Source organism: Chthonobacter albigriseus (assembly GCF_013839445.1).
In the GTDB taxonomy this organism is placed as follows: Bacteria; Pseudomonadota; Alphaproteobacteria; order Rhizobiales; family Pleomorphomonadaceae; genus Chthonobacter; species Chthonobacter albigriseus.
The window spans coordinates 305,299-321,413 of sequence record NZ_JACDIT010000002.1; the positions used below are offsets into that span (position 1 = coordinate 305,299).

General features: G+C 69.9%; 16 protein-coding genes. 12 read left to right on the plus strand and 4 right to left on the minus strand.

The window, feature by feature from the left end; translation table 11 throughout:
• Positions 1-92: 92 nt before the first annotated feature.
• A complete protein-coding gene (locus tag HZ321_RS09560) occupies positions 93-722 on the plus strand; it encodes an HAD hydrolase-like protein (protein WP_181702055.1) in 630 nt (209 codons plus the stop codon).
• An 86-nt stretch (positions 723-808) separates the two neighbouring features.
• On the opposite strand, the gene HZ321_RS21660 is transcribed toward HZ321_RS09560, so the two are convergent.
• Complete coding sequence (locus HZ321_RS21660; RefSeq protein WP_244635748.1) at positions 809-928, minus strand: DUF1194 domain-containing protein; 120 nt, start codon at positions 926-928, stop codon at positions 809-811.
• A gap of 143 nt (positions 929-1,071) precedes the next feature.
• On the opposite strand from HZ321_RS21660, the gene HZ321_RS09565 reads away from it, so the two are divergent.
• Positions 1,072-1,782 carry a hypothetical protein gene (locus tag HZ321_RS09565; protein WP_181702056.1) on the plus strand — a complete coding sequence of 237 codons (711 nt, stop codon included), beginning with the start codon at positions 1,072-1,074 and terminating at the stop codon, positions 1,780-1,782.
• Between the two features lie 4 nt (positions 1,783-1,786).
• On the opposite strand, the gene HZ321_RS09570 is transcribed toward HZ321_RS09565, so the two are convergent.
• Positions 1,787-2,779, minus strand: a complete 993-nt coding sequence (locus HZ321_RS09570; protein ID WP_181702057.1) for an aldo/keto reductase — start codon at positions 2,777-2,779, stop codon at positions 1,787-1,789.
• A 142-nt stretch (positions 2,780-2,921) separates the two neighbouring features.
• Positions 2,922-3,977 carry a GlxA family transcriptional regulator gene (locus tag HZ321_RS09575; protein WP_181702058.1) on the minus strand — a complete coding sequence of 352 codons (1,056 nt, stop codon included), beginning with the start codon at positions 3,975-3,977 and terminating at the stop codon, positions 2,922-2,924.
• Positions 3,978-4,184: 207 nt separating this feature from the next.
• On the opposite strand from HZ321_RS09575, the gene HZ321_RS09580 reads away from it, so the two are divergent.
• Positions 4,185-5,261, plus strand: a complete 1,077-nt coding sequence (locus HZ321_RS09580) for a class I SAM-dependent methyltransferase (protein ID WP_181702059.1) — start codon at positions 4,185-4,187, stop codon at positions 5,259-5,261.
• A gap of 65 nt (positions 5,262-5,326) precedes the next feature.
• Positions 5,327-5,587 carry a hypothetical protein gene (locus tag HZ321_RS09585; protein WP_181702060.1) on the plus strand — a complete coding sequence of 87 codons (261 nt, stop codon included), beginning with the start codon at positions 5,327-5,329 and terminating at the stop codon, positions 5,585-5,587.
• On the opposite strand, the gene HZ321_RS09590 is transcribed toward HZ321_RS09585, so the two are convergent.
• Positions 5,571-6,746 carry a LysR family transcriptional regulator gene (locus HZ321_RS09590; protein WP_181702061.1) on the minus strand — a complete coding sequence of 392 codons (1,176 nt, stop codon included), beginning with the start codon at positions 6,744-6,746 and terminating at the stop codon, positions 5,571-5,573. The two genes, HZ321_RS09585 and HZ321_RS09590, sit on opposite strands and share 17 nt — an antisense overlap.
• Positions 6,747-6,880: 134 nt before the next feature.
• Between HZ321_RS09590 and HZ321_RS09595 the strand changes: the two genes are divergently transcribed.
• The 8 genes from HZ321_RS09595 (at position 6,881) to HZ321_RS09630 (ending at position 16,095) form a co-directional block, all read left to right on the plus strand.
• Complete coding sequence (locus HZ321_RS09595; protein WP_181702062.1) at positions 6,881-8,446, plus strand: aromatic amino acid lyase; 1,566 nt, start codon at positions 6,881-6,883, stop codon at positions 8,444-8,446.
• 62 nt (positions 8,447-8,508) lie between these two features.
• Positions 8,509-9,417, plus strand: coding sequence for a glycine betaine ABC transporter substrate-binding protein OsmF (gene osmF / locus HZ321_RS09600; protein ID WP_181702063.1), 909 nt, complete (start codon positions 8,509-8,511; stop codon positions 9,415-9,417).
• Positions 9,418-9,515: 98 nt separating this feature from the next.
• On the plus strand, positions 9,516-10,664 hold the full coding sequence (locus tag HZ321_RS09605; protein WP_181702064.1) for an ABC transporter permease: 1,149 nt from the start codon (positions 9,516-9,518) through the stop codon (positions 10,662-10,664).
• A complete protein-coding gene (locus tag HZ321_RS09610) occupies positions 10,661-11,599 on the plus strand; it encodes an ABC transporter ATP-binding protein (RefSeq protein ID WP_181702065.1) in 939 nt (312 codons plus the stop codon). The genes HZ321_RS09605 and HZ321_RS09610 overlap by 4 nt, the downstream gene beginning before the upstream one ends.
• Positions 11,596-12,357: an ABC transporter permease gene (locus tag HZ321_RS09615; protein WP_181702066.1), complete on the plus strand. Its 762-nt coding sequence runs from the start codon at positions 11,596-11,598 to the stop codon at positions 12,355-12,357. The genes HZ321_RS09610 and HZ321_RS09615 overlap by 4 nt, the downstream gene beginning before the upstream one ends.
• Positions 12,357-13,739 (plus strand): dihydroorotase, encoded by a 1,383-nt coding sequence (locus HZ321_RS09620; protein WP_181702067.1) that lies wholly within the window; start codon positions 12,357-12,359, stop codon positions 13,737-13,739. The genes HZ321_RS09615 and HZ321_RS09620 overlap by 1 nt, the downstream gene beginning before the upstream one ends.
• Positions 13,736-15,013 carry a Zn-dependent hydrolase gene (locus tag HZ321_RS09625; protein ID WP_181702068.1) on the plus strand — a complete coding sequence of 426 codons (1,278 nt, stop codon included), beginning with the start codon at positions 13,736-13,738 and terminating at the stop codon, positions 15,011-15,013. Before HZ321_RS09620 ends, HZ321_RS09625 begins: the two co-directional genes overlap by 4 nt.
• Complete coding sequence (locus tag HZ321_RS09630; protein WP_181702069.1) at positions 14,998-16,095, plus strand: thiohydantoin desulfurase; 1,098 nt, start codon at positions 14,998-15,000, stop codon at positions 16,093-16,095. Before HZ321_RS09625 ends, HZ321_RS09630 begins: the two co-directional genes overlap by 16 nt.
• Positions 16,096-16,115: the final 20 nt, after the last annotated feature.

Below are 16,115 nucleotides of genomic sequence, written 5' to 3' on the forward strand. Positions count from 1 at the left end.
AAGGTCCTAGCGTCGGGAGGGGCGGTGGAGCCGACCGGGCATCGGGCGGGAGAGCCTTGCCGGAGGGGCAACGGATTTGATAGGCCGCGGACATGTCCATTCGCCTCGCCATCTTCGATTTCGACGGCACGCTCGCCGACAGCGCCGATTGGGTCTTCAGCACCATGAACTCCGTCGCGGACCGGTTCGGGTTCCGGCGCGTCGCTCCGGAGGAACGGGAGGAACTTCGGGGGCTTTCCAACCGGGAGATCATCGCCAGACTCGGTGTCCCCATGTGGAAGCTGCCGCTGATCGCAGCCCACATGCGCAAGGCCGTGGCGGCAGACATCGACGCGATCCGGCCGTTTCCGTGGACGGCCGACCTGATCGGGCGGATCCACGCCGGCGGCTGCGCGGTCGGGATTGTCACCTCGAACGCGGCCGAGAACGTGGCACGGATCCTCGGGCCCGAGACCATGGCCCGGGTGGCCCGGGTCGAGGCCGACGCCTCGCTGTACGGGAAAGCGCGCAAGCTGTCGAGGATGACCGCGGCGAGCGGCGTCGATCCGGCGTCGGCGGTGGCGATCGGGGATGAGGTTCGCGACGTGGAAGCGGCGCGCGAAGCCGGGATACGGGCGGTCGCGGTCACATGGGGGCTCGCCTCGGAAGCAGCGCTCGCACGGGCGTTGCCGGACGCGTGGGCGCATTCGCCCGATGACCTGGCGCGGCTGATCCTCGGTTGAGCGCCGACACCGGACCGGTGGAAGTTTGACCCGGGCTGTCCGGCTGCACCGCGCGGCGAAACGAAAGGCGACGAAAACGGCAACCGTCACGGATGCAGATCGGCAAGAGCCGGTTTGTCCAGCAACGACAGCGTCGGCGTGCCGATTTCGCGGAGGAGCTTGGCGCGCATCGCCTGGGCGAAATCCTCGAACTCCGCCACTGCCATGACGCCGGCCCGAAGCGGAGTGGCGCGCGTGCTCTGTGCCGAAATGAGACACTGCTCTCTGCATCGTCGACCAACCGCCGCTGCCGGGATTCACGCCGCTCCGCGGAACGGCTAGCCTCCCGAAGCAGAGATGGGAGGCTCCGATGGCAGACGGCGACGACGGGTACGACATTGAAGCGGCGATGATGAAACGCGCGCTCGACGTGGAAACCCAGCGGGTGGCGCGGCCGAGCGCGTGGCTGATGACGCATTCGTTCCTGTTGAAGCGCTGCGACGGCGACTTCAGCAAGGAACCGGCCTCGATCGATCTGCTCGACTTCATGGTCGCGCTGCGCATGGAGGCGCGGGCGAGTTTCACGGAGTTGCATCTCGCACGGTTCCTGACGGACGGACGGAAGCCGGTCCGCTTCTACGCGATCAGCAAGCGAGCAGCGCTGGCGGTCCATGGCGAACTCGCCCACCTGGACGCGCATCGTTCCTTCGAGGGGCTGTTCCAGAGACGCATACCGCGCGCAGCGGCGGAGTTGCCCGTCCACCGGAACATCATGATCTGGCTGCTTCTGCGAAAGCGGGCCTACCAGCTGAACCTGTTGATCGATCCGACGAGCTTCTTCGAGCCGATCGACGAAACGGGCCACGCGCTGGCGTTCTTCGAGCCAGCCGGCGCGATCGCCGTCCGCATGCCTTCGGGTCGGCATCTCATCGTCACGGCGGCGGAAGCGGCGGACCTTCTCGAGAGACGAAGCCTGTCCGCTGATGTGGCGGACAAGCTTCGCCATCAGCTCCGGACCGCCGAATCGCATCGGTCCAGCACAGCCTGGCGGTCGCGCCATCCGCTCGCCCGCACGGGATAGTCCGTCACCGCGCCGTCTGTGCGGCGAGATCGGCGGGGTATCGGTCGCCGACGACGGTGATGGCGGCCAGGGCTTCGCCGATGGATTGCAGATCGTCGGCGGTCAGGTCGATCTCGGCGGCGCCGAGGTTCTCCTCCAGGCGGCTGAGCTTGGTGGTGCCGGGGATCGGGACGATCCAGGGCTTGCGGGAGAGGAGCCAGGCGAGCGCGATCTGGGCCGGCGAGGCTTTGCGGGCGGCGGCGATGGCGGCCAGCCGGTCGACCAGGGCCTGGTTGGCCTTGCGGTTCTCGGCCGAGAAGCGCGGCAGGGCGCTGCGGAAATCCTTGTCCTCGAAGCTGGTGGACTCGGTGACGGCGCCGGTGAGGAAGCCGCGGCCGAGCGGGCTGAACGGGACGAAGCCGATGCCGAGTTCCTCAAGGGTCGGCAGGATCTCGGCCTCCGGCTCGCGCCACCACAGGGAGTATTCGCTCTGGAGAGCCGTGACCGGCTGAACGGCGTGCGCCAGGCGAATGGTGCGGGCGCCGGCCTCCGACAGGCCGAAGTGCTTCACCTTGCCCTCGCGGATCAGCTCGCCGACGGTGCCGGCCACGTCCTCGATCGGGACCGCCGGGTCGACGCGGTGCTGGTAGAAGAGGTCGATGCGGTCGGTGCGCAGACGCTTCAGCGAGGCCTCGGCCACGGCGCGGATGTGGTCGGGCCGGCTGTTGGTGCCACGCTGGACGCCCGTCGCCGGATCGATGTCGAAACCGAACTTTGTGGCGATCACCACCTGGTTTCGGATCGGCTGCAGGGCTTCGCCGAGCAGGTCCTCGTTGGTGAAGGGGCCGTAGACCTCCGCCGTGTCGAAAAAGGTCACGCCCTTCTCATAGGCCGACCGGAGAAGGTCGATCATCGCCCCGCGGTCGGGGATGGGGAAATAGCCGTGGGTCATGCCCATGCAGCCGAGGCCGATCGCGGAGACGTCCGGACCGTTCCTGCCGAGCCTGCGCGTCTTCATGCCGTCCTCCATGGAATAGAGCCCTGTCGGGCACTCGTGGCGTCGACTCTAGGCCTTCGCGCCGCTCAGGTGCAGGGGGCAATTCTGGCAGGGCGGACGAGTGCTTCGTCCAAGGACGGCGGCCGTGCAAGGAGGCCGCGTCTCAGGGCTGCGACCGGGCTACGGACCGGGCGAAGTCCGGGATGCGGAAACGGCGGCGGTAGGTGCCCGGCGTAAGGCCGGTCGTGCGTTTGAACAGCCGGCGGAAGAAGGCCGGATCCTCGTAGCCGACCTGCCAGCTGATCTCGTCCACGGAGGCTTCGGTCCGCTCGAGGCGGCGCTTGGCGTCTTCGATCCTCAAGCGTTGGACGTAGGCGATCGGACTGACACCCGTCGCCTGGGTGAAGCGGCGTTTGAAGGTGCGCTCGGTGAGAGCGGCGTGACGGATCATCTCCTCGACGGGGTTGGCGACGGAGAAATGAGTGGCGACCCACTCCTGCGCCGCCTGGATGGAGACATCCCCGTGATCCTTGCGGCCCTCGAAGACGATGTAGGGCGCGAGTCCGTCCTGGTGCCACTGCAGGGCGAAGAACCGCGCCATGGACTGGGCAGCCGTCGCGCCGGCGAAACGGGCGATCAGGTAGAGCACGAGATCGTGCCAGGTCATCGACGCGCCGGAGGAGATCAACTCCTCCCGCGGGCCGGAGATCACGAGCACGCGCTCCGGATGGATCGGCACCTGCGGATAGGCCTCCTTGAAGGCGCGCGCATAGCCGAAATGCACCGTCGCATCCATGCCGTCGAAGAGGCCGGTCTCGGCCAGAAGGAAGATCCCCGAGCACGCCGAGCAGAGCAGCGCGCCGCGCTGATGCATGGAGCGCAGCCACGCCACGAGCTCCGGGTGCCGCCCCTTCTGCCAGCCTGCCGGTCCGAGCAGCACCGAAGGGACGATGACGATGTCGGTCGCTGTGATCGAAGCGATCTCGCGCTGAACGGTGACCGGCACATGACTGGCAAGTTCCAGCGGCCCGGCGCGCAGTCCAACGATCTCGACCCGGAACGGCGGCGGGGCAACGGGCGGCTTGCCGGACTGGGGCACGATGGCAAAGGCATTCAGGACGTCGAACACACCGCTCAGGGTCGAGACCACCGCCTCGGGTATGGCGAGGAGACTGACGTGGAGCGGGTCGGATCCCGTCGAAGCTGGGTGGCGCGGCATGTGAGGCCCCGGCGTCGTCGAGCGGGCAGACTAGCTCCAACGGTCATGCGGTGCCAAGCGCAGTGGTGGTCTCGTCCGAGGGCAATCGTCCGCGAATGGCACGAACGGACCTGTTCCGGCCCGTCCCGCTCTGCCGCCCCGACACTGCGCCTGCGAGTGTCCGCCCGGCTCGGAACAGTCCGACCTATCGAACAGGAGATGCGGATCATGACGACCGCGCAGACCAACAGCATGGACCCGACAAAACTGGACGCCCTGATCGGACGGGCGGTGGGCGATCTATCCGCGGGCTACGGGGGCGTGATGGTGAGCCTCGGCCACCGGCTCGGGCTCTACAAGGCGATGGCCGGCGTCGGCCCGATCAGCGCGCGCGAACTGGCCCGCCGGTCGGGATGCGCGGAACGCTACGTTCGCGAGTGGCTCAATTCGCAGGTCGCGGGCGGCTATGTGGACTACCACGCCGTCAGCGGCACCTACGAGCTGTCGCCGGAACAGGCCTTCATCCTGGCAGACGAGAACAGTCCGGTGTTCATTCCGAACGCCTGGTCCGTACCGGCATCGATGTGGGCCGACGAGTTGAAGGCGGTGGACGCTTTCCGAACCGGCGCCGGCATCCCGTGGGGCGACCACGACGGCCGTCTCTATTGCGGTGTCGCGGCCTTCTATCGGAACGCATATCGGGCGAGCCTGGTGCCGGAATGGCTGCCGGCGCTGAACGGCGTGGTGGAGAAGCTGACCTCCGGGGCCTGGGTCGCGGATATCGGCTGCGGCCACGGGCATTCCACCGTGCTGATGGCAGAGGCATTCCCGGCTTCGCATTTCCATGGCTTCGACGCGCATCCCGCGTCCGTAGACGAAGCGCGGAAAGCCGCTGCGGCTGCCGGCGTGGACGCCCGCGCGCGGTTCTCGCAGGGCCGAGCCGCGGACTTCCCGGGCGATGGCTATGACTTGATCTGCTATTTCGACTGCCTGCACGACATGGGTGACCCGGTGGCGGCGGCCAGGCACGCGGCCGAGGTCCTGGCACCGGACGGCACGGTGATGCTGGTGGAACCGTTTGCCAACGACCGGGTGGAGGACAACGTCTCGCCCGTCGCGCGGCTCTACTATGCAGCGTCGACGACGATCTGCTGCGCCCACGCGATCTCGGAAGGCGGCCACATGGTGCTGGGGGCGCAGGCCGGCGAGGCGCGGCTCGCCGACGTGTTCCGCAAGGCCGGTTTCACCCGCTTTCGCCGCGCACTCGCCACCCCCTTCAACCTGATCCTCGAAATCCGGCGCTGAACCTGCCGGGCCGAGGAACCGACGCGCCCGGCGGTGCCGGGCGCCTATCCAGAGTCGTTTCTGCCATGGAATTGCTGATCAACGCGGCGAACCTTCTCTACGTGGTCGCCTATTTCACCCTCGACATGCTGCGCCTCCGGCTCCTCACCGTCACGGCGGCGACGTGCCTGGCCGTCTACTTCTACAACCAGCCCGTTCCGATGCTGAACGTGGTGGCCTGGAACGTGTTCTTCATCGTCCTGAACCTGGCGCAGATCGCCCGCCTGCTCCAGGCGCGAGCCGGACGGGCGGGCCACCTGACGAGCGGCGTCAGAGGTCGGCGATGATGGAGAGGATCTGCCGGCTGAAGCGGCGGACCGGGTCGGTCGGCTGCCAGACCAGCCAGAGCGGGAGGTCGAAGCGGGGATCGAGTTCGAGGATGTCGAAGTCGCCGACGATCCCTGCGAGCGAGGCGCGCGGCAGGACCGAGACGTAGCGGTGGGCGACCACGAGGTTGACGATCACCGGGATGCTGTCGACCTCCACGAAGTTCGGCGGCGTGCGCTCGGCTGGGCTGGTGGCCTCGCCGAGGACGCGGCCGACGGTCTGGCGCAGGCCGCTGCGCAGGCTCTGCACCGCGACCTTTTCGGAGGTCAGTATCTCCTCCGGCTGCCTTCCACGCGCGAACCCGGGATGCCCGACGATGGCGAGCCGTGAGCGGCCGAACTGCTCGCCCTCCAGTCCGCCCACGCGGCCATCGGTGTCGAGCACGGCGAGGTCGAGCTCGCCGCTCCGGAGCTGGTCGACCAGGATCTCTGCGGTGGTGCTGGTGAGGGCCAGGCGGTAGGCGCGGGCCTCGGCGGTCCAGCGGGCGAGCAGCGCCGCGAGCAGGCGGGCGATCGGGCTCTCCTGGCCGAGCGGGACGATGGAGCCCAACCGCACGGTGTTGATGCGGCGTTGCCGATCCTGCCGCGCGGTGCCGGCGAGATGGCTCCAAACGGCGTCGATCTCACGGGCGACATCGAGCACCCGGCGGCCTTCCTCGGTGGGGCCGCAGCCCGCCGCGCCGCGGTCGAGCAGGCGGACGCCGAGAGCCGCCTCCAGGTTGGTGAGCTGGCGGGTCAGCTGCGGCTGGCCGATACCGAGCCGCAGGGCGGCGCGGCGGATGCTGCCGACGCGGGCCACCTCGGCGAAGCGGCGGAGCGCCTCCAGCGACACGGCGCGTTCGATGGCGAGCGCGGTGCGGTCCCCGTCGGCAGCGCCCGGGGCCATCAGCGCCTCGGACAGACGGCGCAGTTCGGCAAGCGGGGCCGCCAGGCGGGCGGCTTCCAGCGTCAACGTCAGCCGGGCCCCAACCCGGTGGACGAGATCGACGGCGAGTTCCTCCTCCAGGCGCCGGATAGCGACCGAAACCGTCGCCGGCGGGCGGCCGATCCGCCGGGCGGCGGCGCGTACCACGCCCGACTGCAAAACGACGTCGGCCATCACGAGGGTGCCAGTATCCACATCGGGCTCCGCAGATCGCACAGGAACCGTGCAGGACCCACGCTAGCACATACGGTGTTCAAGAAATGGGATATCCCGCGGGAGAACAGTCGGGCCTACAGTCCGCCTAAGAACGCCCCCGCAGACCGGATGCCATGACCAAGCAGCTGACCACGCTGACCCTCGACGGAACCCCGCTCAGCTTCTCCGCGATGGCGCAGATCGGATCGGGAAGCGCGATCATCCTGCCCGACGCCGCCGGCATGGAGCGTGTACGGCGCGGCCGCGCGGACCTCGACGCCGCGATCGCGGCGGGCATCCCGGTCTACGGCGCGACGACCGGCGTCGGGGCGATGAAGGACGTGATGCTCTCGCCTGACGAGTTGGACGCGTTCAATGCCGGTCTTGTGCGGGCGCATCACTTCGGCACCGGCGAGCCGTTCCCGGCGGACGTGGTCCGGAACGCGATGGCGATCCGCGTGAATACGGCGCTCAGCGGACGGGTCGGCTGCACGACGGAATTGGTCAACGCCTATGTCCGGCTGCTGGCCGCGGGCGTGGTGCCGGTGGTGCGGCGGACCGGTTCGATTGGCTGCGCGGATATCGGGCTGATGGGACAGATCGGCGCGGTGCTGACCGGCGTCGGCGAGGCGGTGCATGTCGGGCGGCGGATGCCGGCAACGCTGGCGCTCGCCTCGGCGGGGCTCGAGCCGATCCGGATGGCGCCCAAGGACAGCCTCGCCTCGATCAGCGTCAACGCGGTCGGCTACGCTGCGGCTGCGCACGCGCTGCGCCGGGGCGCCGGCGGCGTGCGGTCGCTGCTGGCGGCGGCGCTGGCGAGCGCGAGCGCGATGGGCGCCTCGTCCGACCCGTGGGAGGCGGCCGCCTATGTCGGGACGCCGCACGAGGCCTCGGCCGGGCGGTGGCTCTATGAAGCGTCGCGCTCGTCCGGGATCGCGCCGGTGACGCACGTGCAGGATCCGCTGAGTCTGCGGATGATGGCGCAGGTGTTCGCCATGGTGTTCGACAGCCTTGCCAAGGCGGGCGAGACGGTGGTGGCGGCAACAGGGCGCAACGACGACAACCCGGTGGTGATCAACGGCAGGATCCTGACATCCGGTGGCTCGCTGCCGTTGGATGTTGCGGTCACCATGCAGACTGCCAGCCTCGCCCTCGCCCATGCGGCGCGCAACAGCTTCAACCGCTGCGTCCTGATCGGCAACGGGATGCGGCGCGACCTGCCGATCAACCTGGTGCCGGCCGGCTGCATCGCCACCGGCTTCGGGCCGATCATCAAGCTGGCCGGCGAGCTGTTCGCCCGGGTGCTCTCCATGGCGCAGCCGATCTCGGCGCAGTCCCTCGTGGTGGCGGCGGGCCTGGAGGACGAGGCGGCGTTCCTGCCGCTGGTGGTGGAGCGTTTCGAGCGGCAGGTGGAGGCGATCCGACGCCTCGCGGCGCTGGAGGCGCTACTGGCCGCGCAGGCGATGGACATCGCGGGCGACAAGCCGTGCGGGGTTGTTGCGATGATCTACGGGATCGCTCGAGCCCATGCTGCGTTCTATCAAGTCGACCGCCCGCTTTCGGCCGAGGTTGAGGCGATCGAGGAGGACCTCGGATCGGATTCCGCCATGGAGCAGCTGCTGCGCATCGCGCCGATGGCGGAAATAGATGGATTTTTCGCGTTGGATCCCAAGTTCACGAAAAGCCATGCGCCGACGTGATCGGAAAAGCGGCCAATATTGCAGCGTCTGTTCAGCAACTTGAACCCAAGGGGAATACAAGCATGCGCCTCACAGCCCTGACCGCCGCCGCGCTGGCGGCGAGCCTTCTCGCCACGACGGCCGACGCCAAGGTGGTGGTCTCGTCCAAGATCGACACCGAGGGCGGCGTCCTCGGCAACATCATCCTCCTCGCGCTCCAGGCCGGCGGCATCGAGACGGAGGACCGTATCCAGCTGGGCGGAACCCCGGTGGTGCGCCAGGCCATCACGGCCGGCGAGATCGACATCTATCCGGAGTACACCGGAAACGCCGCCTTCTTCTTCAACAAGGCCGACGATCCGCTCTGGAAGGACGCGGCGAAAGCCTACGCGGAGGCCGCCAAGCTCGACCTGGAAGCCAACAAGATCGTCTGGCTGACCCCGTCGCCGGCCAACAACACCTGGGCGATCGCAGTCCGCAAGGACGTCGCGGAACCCAACAAGCTGGCCACGCTGAGCGAGTTCGGCGCCTGGGTCGCGGGCGGCGGCACGGTGAAGCTCGCCGGGTCGTCGGAGTTCGTGAACTCGGCGGCGGCGCTGCCGGCGTTCCAGACCACCTACGGCTTCACCCTGTCGCCGGAGCAGCTGATCGTGCTGTCGGGCGGCGACACCGCGGCGACCATCAAGGCCGCGGCCGACCAGACCAACGGGGCGAACGCCGCGATGGTCTACGGCACGGACGGCGCGATCGCCCCGTCGGGCCTGGTGGTGCTCGACGACGACAAGGGCGTGCAGCCGGTCTACCAGCCGGCGCCGATCGTGCGCGAGGCGGTGCTGAAGGAGAACCCGCAGATCGCGGAAATCCTGAAGCCGATCTTCGAGAGCCTGGACCTCGTCACGCTGCAGGACCTCAACGGCCGCGTGCAGGTGGGCGGCGAACCGGCCAAGGCCGTGGCCGAGGACTTCCTGAAGTCCAAGGGCTTCCTGAAGTAAGGCGACCGCGGTCCCGCTTCGACGATCCCCCGGGCGGCTCCGTTGAGCCGGCCGGGGCCATGCCCGACCTTTCCAAACCTCGTCGAGGCCCCTCGTCCATGCAGCAGCGGATCGACAAGCTCGGCGTGGTGATCGCGCTTACCCTGGCGGGGGCCGCGTTTCTGCCGCTTGCCACCTACCGGGCGAACCGGATCGCCGGCGGCGAGGGGAAGTCGATCGCCGAAGCGCTGCCGGCGTGGGCGGCCGTGGCGCTCGCGCTGGTGCTAGTGGCCGCCGCGTTGGTCGCCCTCATCCGATCGTCGACCGGGCTGCGGCTCGGCACTTCGCTTGCGGGCATCGCGGCGCTGGCGCTCGCGGTCGGGTTCTCCGCCATCTACCTGACGCCGGAGGGAGACCGCTACGCGCGGGTCGCTCCGGGATCGGGCTTCTGGCTGGCGCTGTTCGGGCTCGCGATCATGGCGGCGGACGCGATGGTGCGGCTGCGGCTAGGACCGACGGCGCGGATCGCCGGCGTGCTGCTGTTCTTCGGCGCCCTCGGCCTGCTGCTGGTTTCGGGTGTGTGGGACGGGCTTTCGATCCTGAAGGAGTACTCCGGCCGCGCCGACGTGTTCTGGCGCGAGGCGGGCACGCACATGACGCTGGCAGTAGGCTCGCTTGCCGCGGCCGTCGCTGTCGGGCTGCCGCTCGGCATCGCGGCGGACCGGGTGGACCGGCTGCGCGCGCCGGTGCTCAACGTGCTCAACATCGTCCAGACGATCCCCTCGATCGCGCTGTTCGGGATCCTGATCGCCCCGCTCGGGTGGCTGGCGGCCAACGTTCCGGGCGCGGCGGCGATCGGCATCCGCGGCATCGGGATCGCGCCGGCCTTCGTGGCACTGTTCCTCTACTCGCTGCTGCCGATGGTGGCGAACACCGTCGTCGGTCTCCGCGGGGTCGCGCGCGAGGCGGTGGAGGCAGCCCGAGGCATGGGCATGACCAACGCCCAGCGCCTCTTCAAGGTGGAGCTGCCGCTCGCCGCGCCGCTGATCCTCACCGGCATCCGGATCGTGCTGGTGCAGAACATCGGGCTTGCCACCATTGCCGCGCTGATCGGCGGCGGCGGGTTCGGCGTCTTCGTGTTCCAGGGGATCGGCCAGACAGCCACCGACCTCATCCTTCTCGGCGCCGTGCCGACCGTGCTGCTCGCGTTCGCGGCGGCGGTCGTGCTCGACGCGGTCGTCGAACTCACAGCCAAGGGCGCGCCATGATCGAGCTCCAGCACCTCACCAAGCGCTATGGCGGCACTACCGTCGTCGACAACGTGTCGCTGACGGTGGAGGCGCGCAGCATCGCAGTGATCGTCGGGACGTCCGGGTCCGGCAAGACCACGCTGATGCGCATGGTCAACCGGCTGGTGGAACCGACCTCCGGCCGCGTGCTGATCGACGGCGTGGACACCGCCACCATCGCGCCCTTCGAGCTCCGGCGGCGGATCGGCTACGCGATCCAGAACCACGGCCTGTTCCCGCACCGGACCGTGGCGCAGAACATCGCAACCGTGCCGGCGCTGCTCGGCTGGGACAGCGGGGCGATCGCGGCGCGGGTGAACGAGCTGCTGGAGCTGTTCGGGCTCGATCCGGCCGCCTTCGCCAAGCGCTACCCGCACGAGCTCTCGGGCGGGCAGCAGCAGCGGGTGGGCGTCGCGCGGGCGCTCGCCGCCAAGCCGAACCTGCTGCTGATGGACGAGCCGTTCGGCGCGCTCGACCCGATCGTGCGGACCAAGGCGCAGGAGGATCTGAAGGCGATCCAGCGGACGCTCGGCACCACGATCATCCTCGTCACCCACGACATGGAGGAGGCGATCAGCCTGGGCGACCGGATCGCGGTGATGGACGGCGGCAGGCTTCTGCAATACGCCTCGCCGAACGAGATCCTGGTGCGGCCGGCGACCGCCTTCGTCGACGACCTCATCGGCACGGGAGACCGGCCGTTCCGGCTGCTGTCGCTGACCCCGCTCGCAGAGGCCGTGGAGGCCGGACCGGCCGAGGGCGAGCCGATGCCGGGCGACCGCAGCCTGCGCGACGCCCTGGCCGAACTGCTCTGGTCGAAGCGGGCCGCCCTGCCCGTCGCGGGCGCCGACGGCGCGGTGATCGGGCGGGTGACGCTGGACGGGCTCCTCAAGCGCGCGGCGAGGCCGGCATGAAGCTCGGCGCGCCGCTTCTCATCCGCATCGTGGTGTTCCTCCTGCTGGTGCTGTTCCTGACGAGGCCGGAGCTGTTCGCGCCGCTCCTGGAGCCGCTGACGCAGAACGGCGCGCCGGCGATCTACAACCAGGGTGACCTCCTCGCGCTGACGCTGTCGCACCTGCGCACGGTCGCGGTCGCCACGGGCGCGGCGGCGGTGGTGGCGGTGGGGTTCGCGATCCTGGTGACGCGGCCGATCGGGGCGGAGTTCCTGCCGTTGTCGCGGTCAATCGTCAACATCGGGCAGACGTTTCCGCCGGTGGCCGTGCTGGCGCTGGCCGTCCCGGCCGTCGGGTTCGGCGAGAAGCCGACGCTGATCGCGCTCTTCCTCTACGGGCTGCTGCCGATCTTCGAGAACACGCTGACCGGGCTGACGCGGCTGCCGCCGGCCGTGGTGGACGCGGCCAACGGGATGGGCATGACCGAGACGCAGCGGCTCTTCCGGGTGGAGCTGCCGCTCGCCTTCCCGGTTATCCTGGAAGGGGTGCGCCTGTCGACGGTGATCGCGCTCGCCACGGCGACCATCGGCTCGACGGTGGCGGCCAAGGGGCTCGGCGAGGTGATCATCGCAGGGCTCCTTTCGAACAACCTCGCCTTCGTCGTGCAGGGCGGCGTCATCGTCGGCGTGCTGGCGGTGCTGCTCTCCGACGCGTTCTCCGCACTCGGCGATGCGGCGGCCCGGCGCACCGGGCGGGTCGTTCGTGCGGAGGCCGCGTGATGTCCGATTTCGACCTGGTGCTGTCGGGAACGGTGGTGCTGCCGACGACGGTGGTGGAGCGCGGCTTCGTCGCCGTGCGCGACGGCAAGGTGGCGCTGGTGGGGCGCGGCGAAGCGCCCGGCGCGGCGGAGCACCACGACTTCGGGCGTGGGCTGATCCTGCCCGGGGCGATCGACGCGCAAGTGCATTCGCTGAGCCAGAAGAACCAGGAGGACTTCGCCTGGTCGACCAACGCGGCGGCGGCCGGCGGGGTGACGACCATCGTGGACATGCCCTACGACGAGGGGGACCTCGTGTGTTCGGCGGCGGCGGTGCGCCGGAAGGTGGCGCATGCGAGCGGGCTGGCGCGCGTGGATTTCGCGCTCTACGGCACCGTGGATCCGGAGGAGGGACCGGCGCGGATCGCGGAGATGGTCGAGGCTGGGGTCGCCTCGTTCAAGTTCTCCACCTTCGGCACCGATCCGAAGCGGTTTCCACGCATTCCGCCGCAGCTGCTCCACGACTGCTTCGCGGCGATCGCGCCGACGGGGCTCGCGGCTGGTGTGCACAACGAAAATCACGAGGCGGTGGACGCCGCCATGGCGCGCGTCCGGGCGGCCGGGATCACCGATTGGCGGGCGCACGGGCTGTCGCGTCCGCCGTTCACCGAGCTGCTGGCGACGGCGGAGATCTATGAGACCGGGGCGGCGACTGGCTGCCCGTCGCATGTGGTGCACTGCTCGCTGGGGCGCGGATACGAGCTCGCCGCGCGCTATCGGGCGGAGGGGCATGCTGCGACGATCGAGTGCTGCATCCACTACCTCACCCTCGACGAGGAGACCGACGTCGCGCGGCTCGGCGGCAAGGCGAAGATCAACCCGCCGATCCGCCCGCGGGCGGAGGTGGAGCGGCTGTGGCGGCACGTGGCGGCCGGCAACGTCACGCTGGTCTCCACCGACCATGTGTCCTGGTCGGAGGACCGCAAGAGCGATCCGGACATGCTGAAGAACGCCTCGGGCGTGCCAGGGCTGGAGGTGATGGTGCCGCTGTTCGTGAAAGGTGCGCTGGAGCGCGGCATTCCGCTCACCTGGGCGGCGCGGCTGATGGCGGAGAACCCGGCCCGGCACTTCCGCATCGATCACGAGAAGGGCGCGCTGACGGTGGGGCGCGACGCGGACATCGTGGTGCTGACGCCGGAGCCGCAGGTCTACGACCCCGCGGCGACCGGGCATTCGGTGGTCGCCTGGTCGCCCTACGCGGGGATCACCCTGCCCTGGCGGGTGGCCGGTACCTGGCTGCGCGGCCGCTTGGCGTTCGACGGGACGACGGTGACAAGCGCGCCGGGAAGCGGACGCTTCGTGCGGCCGCCGCGAACGCTGCCGATTGGCGGGGCCGGGCCATGACCCGCAACCTCTCCGTCCGGCCGGACAGGATCGCCGCCGACATCGAAGCGCTTGCGGAGATCACCGACCCGGACCGGCCTTGGACGCGACGGGCGTTCACGCCGCGGTTCCTCCAAGGGCGCGCCTGGGTGGACCGGGCTTTCCGGGCCGCGGGGCTGGAGACGCGGATCGACGCGGCCGGCAACCTGATCGGCCGGCGCGCGGGACGGCGGGAGGGGCTCGGGACCATCGTTGTCGGCTCGCACACCGACACGGTGCCGGACGGCGGACGGTACGACGGGATAGCAGGAGTCGTGGCGGGGCTGGAGATCGCCCGGGCGCTCGCCGATCGCGGGATCGCACTCGACCACGACCTGGAGGTGATCGACTGCCTGGCCGAGGAGGTGTCGATCTTCGGCGTGTCCTGCATCGGCAGCCGGGCGGCGGCGGGCGTGCTGCCAGCGGCGTGGCTGGAGCGTTCGGCCGAAAGCATCACCCTGGCGGAGGGGATCGCGTCGGTGGGCGGCGACCCGGGCGTGCTGGAGAGCGCGAAGCGGGACGACATCAGCGCCTTCCTGGAGCTCCACATCGAACAGGGGCCGGTGCTGGAGCGCGAGAAGCTGGACGTGGGGATCGTTACGGCGATCGCCGGGATCACGCGGATCGAGGTTGAGGTCGCGGGCCGCGCCGACCACGCCGGAACCACGCCGATGGACGCGCGGGCCGACGCCCTCGTGGCCGCCGCGGGGATCGTGCTCGCGGTTCGCGAGATCGCAATCGACCTCGCCGGCCGAGGCGACGGGCATTTCGCGGCGACGGTGGGCGAGTTTTCCATCGAACCGGGCGCGGCGAACGTGGTGCCGTCGTCGGCACGGCTGCTGATCGATGCGCGGGCCGAGGCGCGGGGGCTGATGGAGACCTTCTTGGAGGCGCTCTCGGCCCGCTGCCGGACGGCGGAGACCCCGGGCATCATCGTGGGGCCGCCGCGGGTGCTGTCGGACAACCCGCCGACGCCATCGGATCCCGCGCTGCTCGACGAAATCACAGCCGCCTGCGACGGGCTCGACGTGCGGCATCGCCGGATGGCTTCCGGCGCGGGACACGACATGGCCTGGTTCGCGCGCATCGCACCGGCGGCGATGGTGTTCGTGCCCTGCCGCGGCGGGCGCAGTCACGCGCCGGACGAGTGGGCGGACAGCGATGCCATCGCGCTCGGCGCCGAAGTGCTTCTCGAGACCATCCTGCGCCTCGACCGGCGCGCTTCCAACGGGGGAACCACATGGGACGCATCCTGAACGAACGGGACGTGGAGGCGGCGGTGCGCGGCGGTTCGGTCTACGCAGCCGGCGGCGGGGGCTGGGCGGACCACGGCCGCATGCTCGGCGAGGCCGCGGTGCGGGTGGGCCGGCCGGAGCTGGTGTCGATCGACGAGCTCGACCCGGACGCGATCGTCGTGACATCGGCCGCGATCGGCGCGCCGGCCGGAACCACCGCCTGGGAGATGCATGGGATCGACTACGTCAAAGCCGCACAGCTCCTGCAGGACGCGCTCGGCAAACGGATCGCCGGCTTCATGGTGGGGCAGAACGGCCGCTCGTCGACCCTGAATGGCTGGCTGCCGTCGGTGGTGCTCGGGGCGAAGGTGGTGGACGCGGTCGGCGACATCCGCGCCCATCCGACCAGCGACATGGGCTCGATCGGTCTCGCCGCCTCGCCGGAGGAGACGATCCAGACCGCCGTGGGCGGCAACCGGTCGGAGAACCGCTACATCGAGCTGGTGGTGCGCGGTGCGACCGCGAAGGTTTCGCCGATCCTGCGCACGGCCTCGGACATGTCGGGCGGGTTCATCGCCAGCTGTCGGTCGCCGGTGAAGGCGTCCTACGTGAAAGCCAACGCCGCACTCGGCGGGATCTCGCTGGCGCTGGCGCTCGGCGAGGCGATCATCGCGGCGGCGGCGCGCGGCGGGTCGGCGGTGATCGACACGATCTGCAAGACGACCGGAGGCTCGATCATCGCGTCGGGGACGATCACGCGGAAGGCGGTGGTCTACACCAAGGAGGCCTTCGACATCGGCACGATCACCATCGGCAGCGGCGCCAAGGCCGCGACGCTGCATGTGATGAACGAGTACATGGCGGTCGACGACGCCGACGGCGCTCGCCTCTCCACCTTCCCCGACGTGATCACCACGCTGGACAAGGACGGCGAGCCGCTGTCCGTCGGCCAGCTCCATGAGGGGATGGAGGTGTTCGTGCTGCAGGTACCGCAGAGCGTGATCCCGCTCGGCGCGGGGGTGACGGATCCGTCCGTCTATCCGCCGGTGGAGAAGGCGCTCGGGATCGATCTCGCCCGCTACGCCCTGCTGCGGACCGCCTGAGGTCCGCCGGACGCCGTTTT